The 22,746-nt window shown below is 73.5% G+C and carries 2 protein-coding genes; both read right to left on the minus strand.

The annotated features are described in order from the left end of the window. Nucleotides 1-6: 6 nt before the first annotated feature. Nucleotides 7-11,871 (minus strand): type I polyketide synthase, encoded by an 11,865-nt coding sequence (locus IAG43_RS33710; protein WP_187744943.1) that lies wholly within the window; start codon nt 11,869-11,871, stop codon nt 7-9. Further along, nucleotides 11,868-22,718 (minus strand): type I polyketide synthase, encoded by a 10,851-nt coding sequence (locus IAG43_RS33715; protein WP_187744944.1) that lies wholly within the window; start codon nt 22,716-22,718, stop codon nt 11,868-11,870. The genes IAG43_RS33710 and IAG43_RS33715 overlap by 4 nt, the downstream gene beginning before the upstream one ends. Nucleotides 22,719-22,746 lie beyond the last annotated feature (28 nt).

Below are 22,746 nucleotides of genomic sequence, written 5' to 3' on the forward strand. Positions count from 1 at the left end.
TACCGGTCAGGCGGCGAAGTCGCCGAGCACGAGGTCGAGGGCCCGGTCGATGTCCGAGTCGCTGAGCGACTCGGCCGCCTGGAGGGCGTCGCTCGCCCCGCGCTGCTTCGGCGCGTTCGTGCCCTGGGCCAGGTCGAGCAGCTGCGCGAGCAGTCCGCTCTCCCGCAGCAGCGCGGCACCCGCCTTGCCGATGGCCCAGCGGGCGGCCGCCATGGGGTCCTGCGGCGGTACGTCCTCGGCCGCGCCCGTCAGGCGCAGCTTGCCGAGCAGGAACTCCGCGATCCTGGTCGGCGTCGGGTAGTCGAACGCCAGGGTGCTGGGCAGGTCCGTGTCGGTCCGGGCGGCGATCCGGTTCTTCAGGTCGACCGACATCAGCGAGTCGAGGCCCAGCACCTGCAACGGCTTGTCCGGGGCGACCGCGTGGGCGCCCGGCAGACCGACGGCGGCCGCCACCTCGCCGCGGACGAACTCCACCAGCGTCTCCAGCCGCGCCGCCTCGTCCAGGGCGGCCAGCTGGTCGAGGAAGCCCGACGCCTGCGGCGCCGCGGCGGACGCCTGCCGCAGCCGCGGCCGCACCAGGGAGCCGAGCAGCGGTGCCACGTTCTCCTGCTGACCCAGCGCCGCCAGGTCCAGCTTGACCGGGGCCAGGTGCGCCTCGGGCCTGCGCAGCGCGGCGTCGAAGAGCGCGAGCCCCTCCTCGACCCCGAGCGGGCGGGCGCCGCCGCGGCGCATCCGGGCCAGCTCGGCCTCCCCGAGATGCGCGGTCATGCCCGTGCCGCCCTGGTCCCACAGCCCCCAGCCGAGGCTGAGCGCCGGCAGCCCGCGCCCGTGGCGGTGGGCGGCGAAGGCGTCCAGGAAGGCGTTGGCGGCCGCGTAGTTGACCTGCCCGGGGGAACCGAACAGCCCGGCGACCGACGAGAACACCGCGAAGACGGCCAGGTCCTCGCCGGCGGTCAGCTCGTGCAGGTGCAGCGCCCCGTCGACCTTCGGCGCCAGGACGGCGGCCATCCGGTCCGCCGACTGGTTGCGGGCGATGCCGTCGTCGAGGACGGCGGCCAGGTGCACCACCGCCGTCAGCGGATGGTCCGCGGAGACGGCGGACACCACGGCGGCGACGTCCTCGCGACGGCTCACGTCGCACGCGAGGATGCGGACGCCGTCCGCGCCGGCGGCGCGGAGCCGGTCGGTGAGGGCGCCGGCGCCGGGGGCGTCCGGTCCCTGACGGGAGGTCAGCACGAGGTGGCGGACGCCGTGCTCGCGGACGAGGTGCTCGGCGAGCGCCTGTCCGAGTGCGCCGGTGCCGCCGGTCACCAGGGCGGTGCCGCGGGGGTCGAGGGGCTGCGGCAGGGTCAGGACGATCTTGCCGGTGTGACGTCCCTGCGCCATGTGACGGAAGGCGTGCGGGGCCTCCCGGACGTCGTAGGCGTGGTGCGGCAGCGGGTGGAGGACGCCGTCGGTGAAGAGGGCGGCCAGCTCCTCCAGCATGTCGTGGATGCGGTCGGGTCCGCTGTCCATCAGGTCGAACGCCCGGTAGTGGATGCCGGGGTGGTCCGTGGTGACCTGCTGCGGGTCGCGGATGTCCGTCTTGCCCATCTCCAGGAACCGTCCGCCCTCGGTGAGCAGCGGCAGGGTCCTGTCGATGTACTCCCGGCTCAGGGAGTTGAGGACGACGTCGAAGGGCACGTCGCGCCACGTCCCGGCGAACTCGGTGGTGCGGGAGGAGGCCAGGCGGTCGTCCGTGAGCCCGAGCGCGTTCAGCGCGGGCCACTTGCCGGTGCTGGCGGTGCCCCAGACGTCGGCGCCGAGGTGGCGGGCGAGCTGCACCGCCGCCATGCCGACGCCGCCGGCGGCGGCGTGGACGAGGAGCTTCTCGCCCGGCTGGAGCCGGCCGAGGTCCACGAGACCGTGGTAGGCGGTGAGGAACGTGAGGGGGACAGTGGCGGCCTCGGCGTAGCCGAGGTGGTCGGGGATACGGGTCATGACGCGGGCGTCGGCACGGACTTCGGTGGCGAAGGAGCCGACGGCCAGGCCCATGACACGGTCACCGGCCCGCAGGTGCTTCACCTCCGGTCCGGCCTCCATGACCACGCCGGCGCACTCCAGGCCGAACTTCGGCGCGTGGACCATGTCCAGGGCGTTGAGGACGTCGCGGAAGTTGAGTCCGGCGGCGCGGACCCGGATCCGGACCTCGCCGGGGCCGAGCGGCTCCGCGGTGTCCAGCGGCAGTGCCTCGAACGTGTCCAGCCGGCCCTTCTCCCGCACGTCCAGAGCCCACGCCCCGGAGTCGGGCACCGCGACCGTGCCGTCGGTGCCGGCCCGCGCGAGGCGCGAGACGAACACCAGCTCGCCGCGGAGCGCCAGTTCCGGCTCGCCCGTGACGCCCAGCGCCGCCGCGAGCAGCGCCGGGACGTCGGCGTCGGCGGAGACGTCCACCAGACGCCACGTCCGTTCCGGGCTCTCGGTCCGCACCGCGCGGACCAGACCCCACAGGGGAGCGGTGCCGAGCGACGCGACCGTGTCCTCCGGGCGGGCGCCGACGGCGTCCCGCGTCACCCACACGACCTCGGTGTCCGCCAGCGCGGGTGACGCCAGCAGCTGCTGCACCAGCGCGAGTTCCGCCGCGGCCACGGCATGGGCCTGCCCGGCCGTGGACGCTCCGGCTCCATCCGGGCGCTGCGCGGTGTGGTCCACCACGATGCGGTGCGGCGCCGGGTCGGCGGCGAGGAGCGCGTCGAGATCCGCGAAGGCCGGGGCGTGCAGCGAGCGCGCCACGATCCCGTCGGCGTCGCCGATGACCAGCGGGCCGGCGGTGGTGTCGGCACCGGGTGCCGTCAGCGCCTCCGGCTCCACCGGCTGGAACTCCACCCGGTACAGGTGGTCGGCCGCGCCGGGCCCGTCGAAGCGCAGCTGCTCGGCGCTCGCCCGCTTCAGGCGCAGGCCGCCGGCCGATGCCACCGGCCGGCCCGTGCCGTCGGCGAGGAACACCGACGCGCTGGTCTCGGCGCCCTCGCCGGACTCCGTCAGCTCGACCCGGACCCGCAGCTCCCTCGCACCCGTCGCGTACAGGGTGACGTCCGACCAGGCGAACGGCAGCAGCACCGTGTCGCCCTCGGCGTCCTGCCCGTCCGGTGCCGTGCCCGCGAGGGTGTGCAGGGCCGCGTCGAACAGGGCCGGGTGCAGCCCGAACCCGTCCGCGCCGGGCGTGGCGTCGGGCAGCAGGATCCGCCCGTAGGCGACACCGTCCCGGCTGTACAGCTCCGTCAGACCGCGGAAGGCGGAGCCGTACCGGACTCCCCGGGCCTCCATCCCGGCGTAGAAGCCGTCCAGTTCCACGCTCTCGGCCCCGGGCACGGGCCAGGCGCTCAGCTCGGCGAAGCCGTCGCCGTCCGCAGCCGCCGGAACCCGGACGTCGTCCAGCTCTCCTTCGGCGTTCAGGGTCCACACCTGCGGGTCGACGGCGTCCTCGGGCTGGCTGTACACGGTGATCGCCCGTCGTCCGTCCTGCGACGGCTCGCCGACGCGCACCTGGATCCGCGACCGCGCGGACCCGTCGAGGACCAGGGGCCGGCCCAGGGTGAGGTGCGCGACGCGGGCGGCGCCCACGGTGTCCGCGGCGGCCCAGGCCAGGTCCAGCAGACCGGTGCCGGGCAGCAGCACGGAGTCGAACACGGCGTGCCCGGTCAGCCAGGGGTGGTCGGCCGTGGACACGGCGCCGGACAGCAGATGCCCGTCCCCGCCCGCCAGCACCGCCGTCGCCGGCAGCCACGGGTGGCTGCCCTGCCCCAGACCCGACCCGCGGACGTCCGTGCGGGACGACTGCTCCTTCCAGTACCGCGTGCGCTGGAAGGCGTACGTCGGCAGTCCGGCGGCGCGGAACGCGCCGGACAGCGGGGTGCGCGACCAGTCGACCGGGAGGCCCGCCGTGTGCAGCCGGGCGAGCGCGGCCAGCAGGGTGCGCGGCTCGTCCGCCGTGCCCTCCCCGCCCTTGGCGGGGCGCATGCTCGGCGTGAAGTGGGCGGGGTCCAGCGTCTGCGTGCCCATGTGGGTGAGCGCGGGAGCCGGCCCGCACTCCAGGAAGCGCCGCACACCGTGCTCCGCGAGCGTGCCGAGGGCATCGGTGAACCGGACCGCCTCGCGGACCTGCCGCACCCAGTGCTCCGGCGAACGGACGCCCTCCCCGGCGGCGGTGTCGCCGGCGTGCCAGGCTCCGGTCCGCGTGTCCACCAGCGGGATCGCGGGCGCCCGGAAGTCGCAGCCGGCCGCCACCGCGGCGTACGCGTCGAGCATCGTGTCCATGTGCGCGCTGTGGAAGGCGTGCGAGACGGTCAGCCGGTGGGTGCGCAGACCCCGCCCGGCGAAGTCCGCCGCGAGGGCGTCGACCGCGTCGGCGTCCCCGCTGACGACCGTCTGCGCGGGGGTGTTGAGAGCGGCGATGCCGAGGCCGGGCCGGTCGCCGATCGCGTCGAGCACCGCGTCCTCGCCCGCTTCGACGGAGACCATGGCGCCGTCCGTGCGGCAGGACTGCATGAGCCGGCCGCGGGCGACCACGAGCCCCGCCGCGTCCGGGAGGCTCAGGACTCCGGCGACGTGGGCCGCGGCGAACTCGCCGACGGAGTGCCCCGCGACGGCCGTCGCGGTGACGCCCCACGACTCCCACAGCCGGTAGAGCGCGACCTCCAGGGCGAACAGCGCGGGCTGGGTGTACTCGGTCGCGTGGACGAGTGCGCCCGAGCCCGTGGCGTCGCCGTCGTCCCCGTCCGGGACGGCGTCCGGGAAGACCACCTCCGCCAGGGACCTCCCCAGGTGCGGGTCGACGGCCGCGCACACGGCGTCGAAGGCGGCGCGGTAGGCGGGGAACGCCTCGTACAGCTGCCGTCCCATGCCCGCGTACTGGCTGCCCTGCCCGGTGAACAGGACACCGAGCCCGGTGTCCCCGGTCACCTCGCCCCGGACGAGCCCGGCGTGCGAGGCGTCCTCGCCCAGGGCGCGCAGGCCGGCGACGGCCTCCTCGGCCGATGCGGCGAGGACGGCGGCGCGGGAGTCGAAGTGGGTGCGGTGCAGGGCGGCGGCGGTGGCCACGTCCGCGAGCGGGGTCTCGGGCCGGGCCTGAAGCCAGTCGGCCCAGCGGTGCGCCTGTGCGCGCAGCGCCGTTCCGTCCCGGCCCGACAGGACGATGGGCACCGGGAGGGCCGGGGTGCCGGTGGACTCGGCCGCCGTCTCGGCCGGCTCCGTCGCGGGGGCTTCCTCCAGGACGAGGTGCGCGTTGGTGCCGCTGAGGCCGAACGACGAGATGCCCGCACGGCGGACGCGCTCGCCGCGCTGCCACGGCCGGGCCTCCTGAAGCAGCTCCAGACCGGAGCCGTCCCACTCGATGTGGGTGCTGGGCTCGTCGGCGTGGAGGGTCTTCGGCAGGGATTCGTGCTGGAGGGCGAGGATCATCTTGATGACGCCCGCGACGCCGGCGGCTGCCTGGGCGTGCCCGATGTTCGACTTGGACGAGCCGAGGTAGAGGGGCCGCTCCTGGGCTCGGGTGGGACCGAAGACCTCCGCCAGGGCGCCGGCCTCGATGGGGTCGCCGAGGCTGGTGCCGGTGCCGTGGGCCTCGATGGCGTCGATGTCGTCCGGGGTGAGCCTCGCGGCGGTGAGCGCGTCCTGGACGACGCGCTGCTGCGACGGCCCGTTGGGGGCGGTGAGGCCCTGGCTGCGTCCGTCCTGGTTGACGGCGCTGCCCCGGATGACGGCGAGCACGTCGTCTCCGTCGCGCTCCGCGTCGGAGAGCCGCTTGAGCAGGAGGACGCCCGCGCCCTCGGCCCAGCCGGCGCCGTCCGCGCCCGCCGAGAAACTGCGGCAACGCCCGTCGGCCGACAGGCCCTTGAGACGGCTGAACTCCACGAACGTCGCCGGAGTCGACATCACGGTGACGCCGCCGACCAGCGCCGTCTCGCACTCGCCGTTGCGCAGGGCGGTCACCCCGAGGTGGGTGGCGACCAGCGACGACGAGCACGCCGTGTCCACGGTCAGCGCGGGCCCCTGGAGCCCCAGCGCGTACGAGACCCGGCCCGACAGCACACTGCTCGCGTTGCCCGTGCTCAGGTAGCCGTCCAGCGCGTCGTAGTCGTGGTTGTGCAGATTCCCGTAGTCGGAGCCCATGGTGCCCAGGTAGACACCGGTCCGGGACTCGGACAGCGCCTCGGGGCGGACCCCGGCCCGCTCCAGGGCCTCCCACACGGTCTCCAGGACGATCCGCTGCTGCGGGTCCATCGACAGCGCCTCACGCGGGGTGATCCCGAAGAACTCGGCGTCGAAGCCCTCGATGTCGTCGAGGAAACCGCCCTCGCGGGCATAGCACTTGCCGGGCGTCTCCGGGTCCGGGTCGTACAGGTCGAGCCCGTCCCAGCGTGCCGGGAACGGACCGACGGCGTCGCCGCCGCCGGCCAGCAGCTCCCAGAACGCCTCGGGGGTGTCGATGCCGCCCGGCAGGCGGCAGGACATCGACACGACCGCGATCGGCTCGTCCCCTCCGGTGCGCCGGGCACGGCGCGAGGCCGTCGGCTTCGGCGTCCCGCCCAGGGCGAGCTTGTCGAGGAGGAGTCCGGCGATGGCGGACGGGGTCGGGTAGTCGAAGGCCAGGGTCGCCGGCAGCGACACCCCGGCCGCGGCCGACAGGCGGCGGCGCAGCTCGACCGCCATCAGCGAGTCGATGCCCAGGTCCTTCAGCACCTGGCCCGCCCCGAGTGCCGAAGCGTCCGCGATGCCCAGCACCACGGCGGCCTCACCGCACACCAGCCCGATCAGCTCCTGGCGGCGCTCCTCCTCGGCGAGCGGCGCGAGCCGGTCGCGCAGCGTGCCGCCGTCCAGGGAGCCTGCCGCCCGCCGGCGCGGCGCGCGCAGCAGCGACCTGAACAGCGGACGCGTCTCACCGTCGCGATCGGCGTCCCGCTGCAACGTCGCGAGGTCGAGTTTGACGGGGATGGTGTGGGGGTGGTGGGAGGTGAGGGTGGTGTCGAGGAGGTGGAGGGCTTGGGGGGTGGTGAGGGCGGTGACGCCCTGGCGGCGCATGCGGGCGAGTTCGGCGTCGCCGAGGTGGGCGGTCATGCCGGTGCCGGCCTGTTCCCACAGGCCCCAGGAGAGGCTGGTGGCGACCTGGCCTTGGGTGCGGCGGTGGTGGGCGAGTGCGTCGAGGAAGGTGTTGGCGGCGGCGTAGGTGCTCTGGCCTGCGCCGCCGAGGATGCCGGCGGCGGAGGAGTAGAGGACGAAGGCGGTGAGGGGGTGGTCGGTGGTGAGGGTGTGGAGGTGGAGGGCGCCGTCGATCTTGGGTGCGAGGACGGTGTGGAGGCGTTCGGTGGTCTGGGTGGTGAGGAGTCCGTCGTCGAGGGTTCCGGCGAGGTGGAAGACGGCGGTGAGGGGGCGGGTGAGGGTGGTGATGAGGGTGTGGGTCTGGTGGTGGTCGGTGATGTCGCAGGCGTGGATGGTGACGGTGTCGGCTCCGGCCTCGGTGAGGGTGGTGAGGAGGTCGTCGGTGCCGGGGGCGTCGGTGCCGCGTCGTGAGGTGAGGACGAGGTGGCGGATGCCGTGTTCGGTGACGAGGTGGGTGGCGAGTGCCTGTCCGAGTTCTCCGGTGCCGCCGGTGATCAGGACCGCGCCCTCGGGGTCGAAGCGGGGGGTGTCGCTGTGTTCGGGCTGTTCGGCGCGGGTGAGGCGGGCGACGAGTATCCGGCCGTCGCGGAGCGCGATCTCCGGCTCGCCTTCGACGGAGACGGCCTGTTCCAGCAGCTCCGCGTCCACCGCTCCGGCATCCAGGTCCACCAGCCGCAGCACACGCTCCGGGGACTCCGCACGAGCCGCGCGGACCACGCCCCACACCGGCGCGTGCGCCAGGTCGAACGCGCCCTCGCCCACGGCACCGCGGGTCACCCAGACCAGCTCGGTCCCGGCGAGCCGCGGCTCCGCGACCACGTCCTGCACCTGCGTCAGCACGGCCGCGGCCGCACCGCGCACCGACTCCGCGTCCGGAGCGTCGTCGCCCGGCGCGGCGCCCGTGGCGTCCACCACGATGCGCGCGGGCGGCTGCTCGTCCTCGCCGAGCGCGCCGAGCGCCGCCGCCAGGTCCGGCACCGCCTCGGCACCCAGCGCACGGGCCAGGCCGTCCGCCCCGCCGACCACCCACAGGTCGTCGTGCGGCATCTCGCGCAGCGCGCGGGCAGGGGTGAACGAGACCTGGTACAGATGCCGGGCCGCGCGGCTCCCGCGGATCTGCTCCCGCGTCGCCTCGCGCAGCGCCAGCGTCCCCGACACCACGACATGCCCGGACGGATCGGCGGCCAGCAGGCGCGCCGACGACTGCGCCTCGTCCAGTTCCACCCGGACCCGCAGTTCACCGGCCCCGGTCGACCGCAGCTCGGCACCGCTCCACTCGAAGGGCAGGATCACGGCCTCATCGGTGCTGCGCAGCGCCGCGAGCGTGTGCAGGGCGGCGTCCAGCAGCGCGGGGTGCACGCCGAACTCGCCCGGCCCGACCTCGTCGGGGAGACGGACGAGGCCGTACCCGACGCCGTCCTTGCGCCACAGCTCGCCCAGCCCCTGGAAGGCGGGCCCGTAGCCGAGGCCCTGCCCCGCCAGCCGGTCGTAGAGACCGTCGAGTTCCACGCGCTCGGCGCCCGCCGGCGGCCACTGCGCCAGCGCGGAGGCGTCACCGGAACCGGGGCCGTCCGCACCGTCCTCGTCCGCGGCGTCGCCGCCGAGCAGGCCGGTGGCGTGGCACGTCCACGTCTCCTGGCCGTCCTCCTGCTGGCTGTGCACGGCCACCTCGCAGCGGCCCGACGCGTCCGGCCCGCCGACGGTGACCTGGAGCCGGATGTGGCTCGCGGTGTCACCGGCCTCGGGAAGGACGAACGGCTCGGCGAGGGTCAGCTCCTCGACGCGGGAGGCGCCGGTCACCGCGGCCGCGGTCCAGGCGAGTTCGAGGAGTCCGGTGCCGGGGAGGAGGGGGGTGTTGTAGACGGTGTGGTCGGTGAGCCAGGGGTGTTGGGTGGGGGAGAGGCGTCCGGTGAGGAGGTGGCCTTCGCCGTTGGCGAGGGTGGTGGTGGCGGTGAGCCAGGGGTGGGTGTGGGGGTGGAGGCCGAGGGTGGTGGTGTCCTGGGGGGTTTTGGTGGGGTCGGTCCAGAAGCGTTCGTGTTGGAAGGGGTAGGTGGGGAGGGGGGTGTGGGTGGTGGTGGGGAGGGTGTGGGTCCAGTCGGTGGGGTGGCCGTGGGTGTGGAGGAGGGTGAGGTTGGTGAGGATTTGTCGGAGGGTGCCGTGGTTGCGGGTGAGGGTGCCGGTGACGGTGCCTGCGTGTTCGGTTGCGGCGTTGGTCAGGGGCATGGCGAGGACGGGGTGGGCGCTGATTTCGATGTAGGTGGTGTGGTGGTCGTTGAGGAGGTGGGTGAGGGCTTGGTCGAAGCGGACGGGTTGGCGGAGGTTGTGGCACCAGTAGTCGGCGTCGAGGTGGGTGCCGGGGGTGGGTTGTCCGGTGACGGTGGAGTAGAAGGCGGTGGTGGTGTGGGTGGGGGTGATGTTGGTGAATCCTGCTTTGAGCTGGGGCAGGAGGGGGTCCATGTGGGGGTGGTGGGAGGCGTAGTCGACGTTGACTTTGCGGGCGTAGATGCCGTCGTTGGTGAGGGTGGTGACGAGGTGGTCGATGGCGTGGGTTTCGCCGGAGACGACGGTGGAGGTGGTGGTGTTGATGGCGGCGATGGCGAGGGCGTCGCCGTAGGGGGCGATGTGGTTGGTGACGTCGGTGTGGGGGCGTTCGATGAGGGCCATGCCGCCGGTGCCTGAGCAGGTGAGGACTGCTTGGGAGCGTTGGGCGACGATTTGTGCGCCTTGGTCGAGGGTGAGGGCGCCGGCGACGACGGCGGCGACGACTTCGCCTTGTGAGTGGCCGATGACGGCGTCGGGGTGGATGCCGAGGGAGCGCCATTGGGCGGAGAGGGCGATGCCCATGGCGAAGAGGGCGGGTTGGACGACGTCGACGCGGTCGTGGGGCGGGTGGTCGCCGCCGTTGCCGGTGAGGACGTCGCGCACGGACCAGCCGGTGAACGGCTTCAGCGCGGTGTCGCAGGCGTCGATCGCTTCGGCGAAGACGGGGGATTCGTTGAGGAGGTCGCGGCCCATGCCGGTCCACTGGCTGCCCTGGCCGGGGAAGACGAACACGGTCTTGCCGTGGGGCTGCGCGGTCCCGGTGACGACACTCTCGTGCGCCTGGCCTTCCGCCAGCGCCCGCAGGCCGGCGACGGCTTCTTCGGCGGATGCGGCGAGGACGCCGGCGCGGGAGTCGAAGTGGGTGCGGTGCAGGGCGGCGGTGGCGGCCACCTCCGCGAGCGGGGTCCCGGGCCGGGCCTGAAGCCAGTCGGCCCACCGGCCCGCCTGCTCCCGCAGCGCGGACTCGGTACGCCCCGACACCAGCACCGGCAGCGTGCGGCCGCCGGACTCGGCGGGTACCGCCGGCTCCGTCGCGGGGGCTTCCTCCAGGACGAGGTGCGCGTTGGTGCCGCTGAGGCCGAACGACGAGATGCCCGCACGGCGGACACGCTCGCCGCGCTGCCACGGCCGGGCCTCCTGGAGCAGCTCCAGACCGGAGCCGTCCCACTCGATGTGGGTGCTGGGCTCGTCCGCGTGGAGGGTCTTCGGCAGCGATTCGTGCTGGAGGGCGAGGATCATCTTGATGACGCCCGCGACGCCGGCGGCTGCCTGGGCGTGGCCGATGTTCGACTTGGACGAGCCGAGGTACAGCGGGAGTTCGGGTGTCCGGGTGGGTCCGAAGACTTCGGTGAGCGCCCCGGCCTCGATGGGGTCGCCGAGGCTGGTGCCGGTGCCGTGGGCCTCGATGGCGTCGATGTCGTCCGGGGTGAGCCTCGCGGCGGTGAGCGCGTCCTGGACGACGCGCTGCTGCGACGGCCCGTTGGGGGCGGTGAGGCCCTGGCTGCGTCCGTCCTGGTTGACGGCGCTGCCGCGGATCACGGCCAGCACCCGGTCCCCGTCGCGCTCCGCGTCGGAGAGCCGCTTGAGGAGGAGGACGCCCGCGCCCTCGGCCCAGCCGGCGCCGTCGGCGCCGGCGGAGAAGCTCTTGCAGCGGCCGTCGGCGGCCATGCCCTTGAGGCGGCTGAACTCGACGAAGAGGGCGGGGGTGGACATGACGGTGACGCCGCCGACGAGGGCGGTGTCGCACTCGCCGTTGCGCAGGGCGGTCACCCCGAGGTGGGTGGCGACCAGCGACGACGAGCACGCCGTGTCCACCGTGACCGCCGGGCCCTGGAGACCCAGCGCATAGGAGACCCGGCCCGACACCACGCTGCTCGCGTTGCCGGTGCTGACGTATCCGTCCAGGTCCCCGAGGCCCGCCTGCTTGCCGTAGTCGGAGCTCATGGTGCCCAGGTAGACGCCCGTACGCGACTCGGTCAGCGCCTCGGGGCGGATGCCCGCCCGCTCCAGGGCCTCCCACGCCGTTTCGAGGACGATCCGCTGCTGCGGGTCCATCGACTGCGCCTCACGCGGGGAGATGCCGAAGAACTCCGCGTCGAAGCCCTCGATGTCGTCGAGGAAACCGCCCTCGCGGGCATAGGACTTGCCCACCGCCTCCGGGTCCGGGTCGTACAGGTCCATGCCCTCCCACCGCCGGGGCAGGCCGCCGATGGCGTCGCCGCCGTCGGCCAGCAGCTCCCAGAACGCCTCGGGGGTGTCGATACCGCCCGGCAGGCGGCAGGACATCGACACGACCGCGATCGGCTCCGTCTTCGCCGCGCGCTCCGAGGCGAGGTCGTTCTCGGCCTGAAGCAGCGCGTTCGTCGTGCGCCGCAGATAGGTCTCGAGCTTCTGCACGTCGGTAGCGCTCACTTGCCCACTCCAAACTTGCGGTCCAGGAATTCGAAGAGATCTTCTTGACTGCTGTCCGTGACGTCTGCGGCGTCCATGTCGGGCTCGCCGGGCTCGGCGGCGGCCGTCTTCGACAGTGCCGTGTGCAGATCCACGAAGCTTGCGACCAGGCCCTGTCCCGCGAGCTGTTCCGGCGTCGCGGAGCGCAGCAGTTCCACGAGCGCGTCGATCTGGTTCTTCGTCAGGCGGGCGGCCGGGGAACCCGATCCCGCCCCGCCGAGGTCGAGCTTTCCGAGCACGAGTCCGGCGATGGCGGACGGGGTCGGGTAGTCGAAGGCGAGGGTCGCCGGCAGCGGCACCCCGGCCGCGGCCGACAGGCGGCGGCGCAGCTCGACCGCCATCACCGAGTCGATGCCCAGGTCCTTCAGCACCTGGTGGCTGCCGATGCCCGCGGCGTCCGCCATGCCGACGACGCCGGCCACCTCGCTCCGCACCAGCTCCAGCACCGACGGGTGCCGCTCCTCCTCGGGCAGCGCCAGCAGCCGGTCGCGCAGCGCGCCCGGTGCCGCCGCCCCCGTTCCGGCCCGGCGCCGCCTCGCCCGCACCAGGCCCCGGAAGAGGGCCTGCACGTCACCGCTCCGCTCCGCCTCCCGGCGCAGCGTCGCGAGGTCGAGTTTGACGGGGATGGTGTGGGGGTGGTGGGAGGTGAGGGTGGTGTCGAGGAGGTGGAGGGCCTGGGGGGTGGTGAGGGCGGTGACGCCCTGGCGGCGCATGCGGGCGAGTTCGGCGTCGCCGAGGTGGGCGGTCATGCCGGTGCCGGCCTGTTCCCACAGGCCCCAGGAGAGGCTGGTGGCGACCTGGCCTTGGGTGCGGCGGTGGTGGGCGAGTGCGTCGAGGAAGGTGTTGGCGGCGGCGTAGGTGCTCTGGCCTGCGCCGCCGAGGATGCCGGCGGCGGAGGAGTAGAGGACGAAGGCGGTGAGGGGGTGGTCGGTGGTGAGGGTGTGGAGGTGGAGGGCGCCGTCGATCTTGGGTGCGAGGACGGTGTGGAGGCGTTCGGTGGTCTGGGTGGTGAGGAGTCCGTCGTCGAGGGTTCCGGCGAGGTGGAAGACGGCGGTGAGGGGGCGGGTGAGGGTGGTGATGAGGGTGTGGGTCTGGTGGTGGTCGGTGATGTCGCAGGCGTGGATGGTGACGGTGTCGGCTCCGGCCTCGGTGAGGGTGGTGGTGAGGTCGTCGGTGCCGGGGGCGTCGGTGCCGCGTCGTGAGGTGAGGACGAGGTGGCGGATGCCGTGTTCGCGCACGAGGTGGGTGGCGAGTGCCTGTCCGAGTTCTCCGGTGCCGCCGGTGATCAGGACCGCGCCCTCGGGATCGAAGCGCGGAGCCCCGGCCGTCTCGCCGTCCGGCTGCCCGACCCGGGTCAGGCGCGGCACGTACACGACGCCCTGCCGCACCGCCAGCTCCGGCTCCCCGGCGACACCGAGCACCTGGCCCAGCGCCTTTGCCTCCGCATCCTCCGCGCCTTCCTCCGCGCCCAGATCGACGAGGCGGATCGACCGCTCGGGGTGCTCGTTGCGGGCGACGCGGAGCAGACCCCACAACGGCGCCTGCGCCAGGTCCGGAACGTCGGACGCCACAGCCACCACCGACTCGCGGGCGACCCAGACCAGTTCGGCCGACTCCAGACGCGGCTCGCCCAGCGTGAACCGCAGAACCTCCAGAGTGTCCGCGGCCAGCTGCCGGGCAGCCTGTGCGCTGTCCCCCGGAACCTTGCCGGTCACGTCCACGACGAGGCGCGCGGGCCGTACGACGGCGTCCTCCAACTGGGCCGCCAGCGAGTCCAGATCCTCCACCCGGTGCGCGCCCAGCGTCTGTGCGAGGCGGTCTCCGCCGCCGAGGACCCAGGTGAGCGGGTTCGGCGCCGCGGTGGGCAGCGGCACTGCCTGGAACTCCACCCGGTAGAGGTGCTCCACCGGCCGGCTCGCGCGGATCTGCTCCGGCGTCGCCGCCCTGGCCCGCAGCCGGGCCGAGGCCACCGCACCGCCCGCGGCGTCCACCACCAGGACCCGGCCCTCCGAGGCCTCCTGGTCCCAGTCCGCGCGTACGCGCAGTTCGCCGGCGCCGGCCCGGTGCAGCACCGCGTCGCTCCACTCGAACGGCAGCAGCACCTGACCGGGCTCCGCACCCGCCGCGGCGTCCGCGTCGCGCGCCGCCGCCAGTGTCTGCACCGCCGCGTCGAGCAACGCCGGATGCACGCCGTAGGCGGATCCGTCTAGCTCCTCCGGCAGCCGCACCAGCGCGAACGCGCTGCCGGGCCGGTGCGACAGCTCGGTCACACCCCGGAACGCCGGGCCGTACCCGATCCCCTGGGCCGCGTACCGCTCGTAGAAGGCGTCCACGTCCAGCGGCTGCGTACCGGAGACCGGCCAGCGGGCCAGCTCCGCGAACTCGCGCCCCGTTCCGTCGTCACCGGAGCCGTCGCCGCCGAGCAGGCCGGTGGCGTGGCACGTCCACTCCTCCTGGGTGTCCTCGCGCCGGCTGTGCACCGAGAGGGGACGCCGCCCGTCGGCCTCCGCCGCGCCGACGGTGACCTGGAGCCGGATGTGGCTCGCGGTGTCACCGGGCTCGGGAAGGACGAGAGGCTCGGCGAGGGTCAGTTCCTCGACATGGGTGGCGCCGGTCTCGGCGGCCGCGGTCCAGGCGAGTTCGAGGAGTCCCGTGCCCGGGAGGAGCGGGGTCTCGAAGACGGTGTGGTCGGTGAGCCAGGGGTGCTGGGCGGGGGAGAGACGTCCGGTCAGGAGGTGCCCCTCGCCGTCGGCGAGCGCGGTGGCGGCTCCCAGCCACGGGTGGGCCGAGGCGTCCAGCCCGAGAGAGCCGGGATGGGTGCCGCGGCTCGTGGTCTCGAGCCAGAAGCGTTCGTGTTGGAAGGGGTAGGTGGGGAGGGGGGTGTGGGTGGTGGTGGGGAGGGTGTGGGTCCAGTCGGTGGGGTGGCCGTGGGTGTGGAGGAGGGTGAGGTTGGTGAGGATTTGTCGGAGGGTGCCGTGGTTGCGGGTGAGGGTGCCGGTGACGGTGCCTGCGTGTTCGGTTGCGGCGTTGGTCAGGGGCATGGCGAGGACGGGGTGGGCGCTGATTTCGATGTAGGTGGTGTGGTGGTCGTTGAGGAGGTGGGTGAGGGCTTGGTCGAAGCGGACGGGTTGGCGGAGGTTGTGGCACCAGTAGTCGGCGTCGAGGTGGGTGCCGGGGGTGGGTTGTCCGGTGACGGTGGAGTAGAAGGCGGTGGTGGTGTGGGTGGGGGTGATGTTGGTGAATCCTGCTTTGAGCTGGGGCAGGAGGGGGTCCATGTGGGGGTGGTGGGAGGCGTAGTCGACGTTGACTTTGCGGGCGTAGATGCCGTCGTTGGTGAGGGTGGTGACGAGGTGGTCGATGGCGTGGGTTTCGCCGGAGACGACGGTGGAGGTGGTGGTGTTGATGGCGGCGATGGCGAGGGCGTCGCCGTAGGGGGCGATGTGGTTGGTGACGTCGGTGTGGGGGCGTTCGATGAGGGCCATGCCGCCGGTGCCTGAGCAGGTGAGGACTGCTTGGGAGCGTTGGGCGACGATTTGTGCGCCTTGGTCGAGGGTGAGGGCGCCGGCGACGACGGCGGCGACGACTTCGCCTTGTGAGTGGCCGATGACGGCGTCGGGGTGGATGCCGAGGGAGCGCCATTGGGCGGAGAGGGCGATGCCCATGGCGAAGAGGGCGGGTTGGACGACGTCGACGCGGTCGTGGGGCGGGTGGTCGCCGCCGTTGCCGGTGAGGACGTCGCGGACGGACCAGCCGGTGAAGGGTCGCAGGGCGGTGTCGCAGGCGTCGATGGCTTCGGCGAAGACGGGGGATTCGTTGAGGAGGTCGCGGCCCATGCCGGTCCACTGGCTGCCCTGGCCGGGGAAGACGAACACGGTCTTGCCGTGGGGCTGCGCGGTCCCGGTGACGACACTCTCGTGCGCCTGGCCTTCCGCCAGCGCCCGCAGGCCGGCGACGGCTTCTTCGGCGGATGCGGCGAGGACGCCGGCGCGGGAGTCGAAGTGGGTGCGGTGCAGGGCGGCGGTGGCGGCCACCTCGGCGAGCGGGGTCCCGGGCCGGGCCTCCAGATAGTCGGCCCACCGGCCCGCCTGCTCCCGCAGCGCGGACTCGGTACGCCCGGACACCAGCACCGGCAACGGCAGCGCAGGACCCTCGACGGGACCATCCGTCCCCGTACCGTGCGTGGTCTCGACGGCGGGCGCCTCTTCGATCACGAGGTGCGCGTTGGTGCCGCTGAGGCCGAACGAGGAGATGCCGGCGCGGCGGACGCGCTCGCCGCGCTGCCACGGCCGGGCCTCCTGAAGCAGCTCCAGACCGGAGCCGTCCCACTCGATGTGGGTGCTGGGCTCGTCCGCGTGGAGGGTCTTCGGCAGGGATTCGTGCTGGAGGGCGAGGATCATCTTGATGACGCCCGCGACGCCCGCCGCCGCCTGGGCGTGGCCGATGTTCGACTTGGACGATCCGAGATACAGCGGGAGTTCGGGTGTCCGGGTGGGTCCGAAGACCTCGGTGAGCGCCCCGGCCTCGATGGGGTCGCCGAGGCTGGTGCCGGTGCCGTGGGCCTCGATGGCGTCGATGTCGTCCGGGGACAGCCGGGAAGCAGTGAGCGCGTCCTGGACCACACGGCGCTGGGCGGGCCCGTTGGGGGCGGTGAGGCCCTGGCTGCGTCCGTCCTGGTTGACGGCGCTGCCGCGGATCACGGCCAGCACCCGGTCCCCGTCGCGCTCCGCGTCGGAGAGCCGCTTGAGGAGGAGGACGCCCGCGCCCTCGGCCCAGCCGGCGCCGTCGGCGCCGGCGGAGAAGCTCTTGCAGCGGCCGTCGGCGGCCATGCCCTTGAGGCGGCTGAACTCGACGAAGAGGGCGGGGGTGGACATGACGGTGACGCCGCCGACGAGGGCGGTGTCGCACTCGCCGTTGCGCAGGGCGGTCACCCCGAGGTGGGTGGCGACCAGCGACGACGAGCACGCCGTGTCCACGGTCAGCGCGGGACCCTGGAGCCCGAGGGTGTACGAGACCCGGCCCGACAGCACACTGCTCGTGTTGCCCGTGCCGAGGTAGCCGTCCAGCGCGTCGTAGTCGTGGTTGTGCGGGTTGTCGTAGTCGGAGCCCATGGTGCCCAGGTAGACCCCGGTTCGGGACTCGGACAGCGCCTCGGGGCGGACCCCGGCCCGCTCCAGGGCCTCCCACACGGTCTCCAGGACGATCCGCTGCTGCGGGTCCATCGACAGCGCCTCACGCGGGGTGATCCCGAAGAACTCGGCGTCGAAGCCCTCGATGTCCTCGATGAAACCGCCCTCGCGGGCATAGGACTTGCCCACCGCCTCCGGGTCCGGGTCGTACAGACCCAGGCTCTCCCACCGCCGGGGCAGACCTCCCACGGCGTCCCCGCCGTCGGCCAGCAGCTCCCAGAACGCCTCGGGGGTGTCGATGCCGCCCGGCAGGCGGCAGGACATCGACACCACCGCGATCGGCTCGTCCCCTCCGGAGCGCCGGGCACGCCGGGAAACGGCCGTGCGCTGGGGAACCTGCGTCAGGTCCAGCTTGTCGAGGAGGAGTCCGGCGATGGTGGACGGGGTCGGGTAGTCGAAGGCCAGGGTCGCCGGCAGGGCGGTGTCCGTCTGGTCCGCCAGACGGCGGCGCAGCTCGACCGCCATCACCGAGTCGATGCCCAGGTCCTTCAGCACTTGGTCCGGACCGAGGCCCGCGGAGTCGGAGACGCCGAGCACGATCGCCGCCTCGTCGCACACCAGACGCATCAGCTCCTGGCGCCGCTGGTCGTCGGAGAGGACCGCCAGGCGGTCCCGGAGCGCCGACGGCCGCTGCGCGTCCCGTCCCGCCTGCCGCAGCCGCGCACGCACCAGCCCGCGGAACCTCGGCGCGACCTCGCCGCCCCGGTCCGCGGCCCGCTGCAACTCCGCCAGCTCCAGCTTCACCGGCGCGAGATGCGCGTACGGCTGGTCCAGCGCGGCGGTGAGCAGCCGCATCCCCTCCGACGCCGTCAGCGAACCGACGCCCTGACGGCGGATGTCGGCGAGTTCGGCGTCGCCGAGGTGGGCGGTCATACCGATGCCGGCCTGCTCCCACAGGCCCCAGGAGAGGCTGGTGGCGACCTGGCCCCGGGCGCGGCGGTGGTGGGCCAGCGCGTCGAGGAAGGCATTGGCCGCCGCGTACGTGCCCTGCCCCGGAGTGCCCAGCACACCGGCGGCGGAGGAGTAGAGGACGAAGGCGGTGAGGGGGTGGTCGGTGGTGAGGGTGTGGAGGTGGAGGGCGCCGTCGATCTTGGGTGCGAGGACGGTGTGGAGGCGTTCGGTGGTCTGGGTGGTGAGGAGTCCGTCGTCGAGGGTTCCGGCGAGGTGGAAGACGGCGGTGAGGGGGCGGGTGAGGGTGGTGATGAGGGTGTGGGTCTGGTGGTGGTCGGTGATGTCGCAGGCGTGGATGGTGACGGTGTCGGCTCCGGCCTCGGTGAGGCTGGTGAGGAGGTCGTCGGTGCCCGGGGCGTCCGTGCCGCGTCGTGAGGTGAGGACGAGGTGGCGGATGCCGTGTTCGCGCACGAGGTGGGTGGCGAGTGCCTGTCCGAGTTCTCCGGTGCCGCCGGTGATCAGGACCGCGCCCTCGGGGTCGAAGCGGGGGGTGTCGCTGTGTTCGGGCTGTTCGGCGCGGGTGAGGCGGGCGACGAGTATCCGTCCGTCGCGGAGCGCGATCTCCGGCTCGCCTTCGACGGAGACGGCCTGTTCCAGCAGCTCCGCGTCCACCGCCCCGGCATCCAGGTCCACCAGCCGCAGCACACGCTCGCCGTACTCGTTCGCGGCGGTCCGCAGCAGTCCCCACAGCGGGGCGTGCGCCAGATCGTCCACGTCCTCGCCCACGGCCCGGCGCGTCACCCAGACCAGCGCCGTCGACGCGAGGCGCGGCTCGCCGAGAAGGCTCCGCAGCGTCGTCAGGGCGTCTGCGGCCGCACGGGCGGCCCCACCGCCCTCGCCCGCGACCGGACGCGTCGCGTCCACCAGGACGAGACCCGGCACCGACTCCCCGGCCAGCAGGGCCTCCACGTCGGCGGCCGCCTCGAGGCCGAGCGCGGCGGACAGCCCGGAACGCTCGCCCAGGACCACCGCGTCGTCGAGCGCGCCCGCACCGTCGCCGTCACCGGCGGCGGCCGTGCGCGGGACCGCCGCACGCAGGGGCTCGAAGGCCACCCGGTACAGGTGCTCCACCGGCTCGGCGACCCGGATCCGGTCGGACGTCACTTCCCGCAGCCGCAGCTCGCGCACCGACAGGACCGGCTCACCCGAGCCGTCCACCGCCCGGATGCGGGCGACGGACGCCCCACGGTCGAGCACGACCTCGACGCGCAGCTCCGTGCCGCCCGCGGCGAGCAGCTCCGCGCCGCCCCACTCGAAGGGCAGCACCACCGAGTCGTCCCCGTCCCGCAGGGCCGCGATGGCGTGCAGGGCGGCGTCCAGCAGCGCGGGGTGCACGCCGAAGTCGCCCGGACCGGTCTCCTCGGGAAGACGCACCAGGCCGAAGGCGCTGTCCCCGTCCCGCCACAGCTCGCGCAGCCCCTGGAAGGCGGGCCCGTAGCCGAGGCCCTGCCCCGCGAACCGGTCGTAGTACCCGTCGAGTTCCACGCGCTCGGCACCGGCCGGCGGCCACTGGGCGAGCCTTCCGGCCCCGGCCCCGTCCCCGTCGTCCGGCGAGACCGCCACCAGCTCACCCGTCGCGTGCCGTCGCCACACCCCGCCCAGCGAGTCCTCCGACTGGCTGAAGACCGAGAGCGGCCGGCGCTCGTCCGCCTCCGGACCGACCAGCACCTGGAGCCGTACGGCATCCCGCACCACCAGCGGCTCGGTCAGCGTCAGCTCTCCGACACCCGCCGCCCCCGCCTCGCGGGCAGCCGCCAACGCCAGTTCGAGGAGTCCGGTGCCGGGGAGGAGGGGGGTGTTGTAGACGGTGTGGTCGGTGAGCCAGGGGTGTTGGGTGGGGGAGAGGCGTCCGGTGAGGAGGTGGCCTTCGCCGTTGGCGAGGGTGGTGGTGGCGGTGAGCCAGGGGTGGGTGTGGGGGTGGAGGCCGAGGGTGGTGGTGTCCTGGGGGGTTTTGGTGGGGTCGGTCCAGAAGCGTTCGTGTTGGAAGGGGTAGGTGGGGAGGGGGGTGTGGGTGGTGGTGGGGAGGGTGTGGGTCCAGTCGGTGGGGTGGCCGTGGGTGTGGAGGAGGGTGAGGTTGGTGAGGATTTGTCGGAGGGTGCCGTGGTTGCGGGTGAGGGTGCCGGTGACGGTGCCTGCGTGTTCGGTTGCGGCGTTGGTCAGGGGCATGGCGAGGACGGGGTGGGCGCTGATTTCGATGTAGGTGGTGTGGTGGTCGTTGAGGAGGTGGGTGAGGGCTTGGTCGAAGCGGACGGGTTGGCGGAGGTTGTGGCACCAGTAGTCGGCGTCGAGGTGGGTGCCGGGGGTGGGTTGTCCGGTGACGGTGGAGTAGAAGGCGGTGGTGGTGTGGGTGGGGGTGATGTTGGTGAATCCTGCTTTGAGCTGGGGCAGGAGGGGGTCCATGTGGGGGTGGTGGGAGGCGTAGTCGACGTTGACTTTGCGGGCGTAGATGCCGTCGTTGGTGAGGGTGGTGACGAGGTGGTCGATGGCGTGGGTTTCGCCGGAGACGACGGTGGAGGTGGTGGTGTTGATGGCGGCGATGGCGAGGGCGTCGCCGTAGGGGGCGATGTGGTTGGTGACGTCGGTGTGGGGGCGTTCGATGAGGGCCATGCCGCCGGTGCCTGAGCAGGTGAGGACTGCTTGGGAGCGTTGGGCGACGATTTGTGCGCCTTGGTCGAGGGTGAGGGCGCCGGCGACGACGGCGGCGACGACTTCGCCTTGGGAGTGGCCGATGACGGCGTCGGGGTGGATGCCGAGGGAGCGCCATTGGGCGGAGAGGGCGATGCCCATGGCGAAGAGGGCGGGTTGGACGACGTCGACGCGGTCGTGGGGCGGGTGGTCGCCGCCGTCGCCGGTGAGGACGTCGCGCACGGACCAGCCGGTGAACGGCTTCAGCGCGGTGTCGCAGGCGTCGATCGCTTCGGCGAAGACGGGGGATTCGTTGAGGAGGTCGCGGCCCATGCCGGTCCACTGGCTGCCCTGGCCGGGGAAGACGAACACGGTCTTGCCGTGGGGCTGCGCGGTCCCGGTGACGACACTCTCGTGCGCCTGGCCCTCCGCCAGCGCCCGCAGACCGGCCACCGCCTCCTCCGCGGATGCGGCGAGGACGCCGGCGCGGGAGTCGAAGTGGGTGCGGTGCAGGGCGGCGGTGGCGGCCACCTCCGCGAGCGGGGTCCCGGGCCGGGCCTGAAGCCAGTCGGCCCACCGGCCCGCCTGCTCCCGCAGAGCGGACTCGGTACGCCCGGACACCAGCACCGGCAGCGTGACGCCGCCGGACTCGGCGGGTACGGCCGGCTCCGTCGCGGGGGCTTCCTCCAGGACGAGGTGCGCGTTGGTGCCGCTGAGGCCGAACGACGAGATGCCCGCACGGCGGACGCGTTCGCCGCGCTGCCACGGCCGGGCCTCCTGGAGCAGTTCCAGACCGGAGCCGTCCCACTCGATGTGCGGACTCGGCTCGTCGGCGTGCAGGGTCTTCGGCAGCGACTCGTGCTGGAGCGCCAGCACGGCCTTGATCACGCCGATGACACCCGCCGCCGCCTGGGCGTGGCCGATGTTCGACTTGGAGGACCCCAGGTAGAGGGGCCGCTCCTGGGTACGCGTGGGCCCGAAGACCTCCGCCAGGGCGCCGGCCTCGATCGGGTCGCCCAGCGTGGTGCCGGTGCCGTGGGCCTCGATCACGTCGATGTCGTCCGGGGTGAGCCTCGCGGCGGTCAGCGCGTCCTGCACGACGCGGCGCTGGGCGGGCCCGTTGGGGGCGGTGAGGCCCTGGCTGCGGCCGTCCTGGTTGACGGCGCTGCCCCGGATCACGGCCAGCACCCGGTCCCCGTCGCGCTCCGCGTCCGAGAGCCGCTTGAGCAGGAGGACGCCCGCGCCCTCGGCCCAGCCGACCCCGTTGGCGCCGGCCGAGAAGCTGCGGCAACGCCCGTCGGCCGAGAGGCCTCCCAGGCGGCTGAACTCCACGAACGTGGACGGTGTCGACATCACGGTGACCCCGCCGGCGAGGGCGAGACCGCACTCCCGGCTGCGCAGCGCCGAGATCGCGAGGTGGGTGGCGACCAGCGACGACGAGCACGCCGTGTCCACCGTGACCGCCGGGCCCTGGAGGCCCAGCGCATAGGAGACCCGGCCCGACAGCACACTGCTCGCGTTGCCCGAACTCACATAGCCGTCGAGGGCTTCCAGGTCGTAGTGGGTCAGGGCGTCGTAGTCCGAGCCCATGGTGCCCAGGTAGACGCCCGTACGCGACTCGTTGAGGGTGCCGGGGCGGATGCCCGCCCGCTCCAGGGCCTCCCACGCCGTCTCGAGGACGATCCGCTGCTGCGGGTCCATCGACAGCGCCTCACGCGGGGAGATGCCGAAGAACTCCGCGTCGAAGCCCTCGATGTCCTCGATGAAACCGCCCTCGCGGGCATAGGACTTGCCCACCGCCTGGGGGTCCGGGTCGTACAGGTCCATGCCCTCCCACCGCCGGGGCAGACCTCCCACCGCGTCCCCGCCGCCGGCCAGCAGCTCCCAGAACGCCTCCGGCGTCCCGATGCCCCCCGGCAGGCGGCAGGACATCGACACCACCGCGATCGGCTCCGTGCGCTGGGCCTCGAGATCGGCCGCGCGCTTCTGGAGCAGACGGATCGCGGGAAGGGCGGCTTCCATCCGGTCTGAGGGCGGAGTGCTCATCGGTCAGCCTTTCTGGGCGAGCAGGGCG

The sequence above is a fragment of the Streptomyces genisteinicus genome (assembly GCF_014489615.1).
In the GTDB taxonomy this organism is placed as follows: domain Bacteria; phylum Actinomycetota; class Actinomycetes; order Streptomycetales; family Streptomycetaceae; genus Streptomyces; species Streptomyces genisteinicus.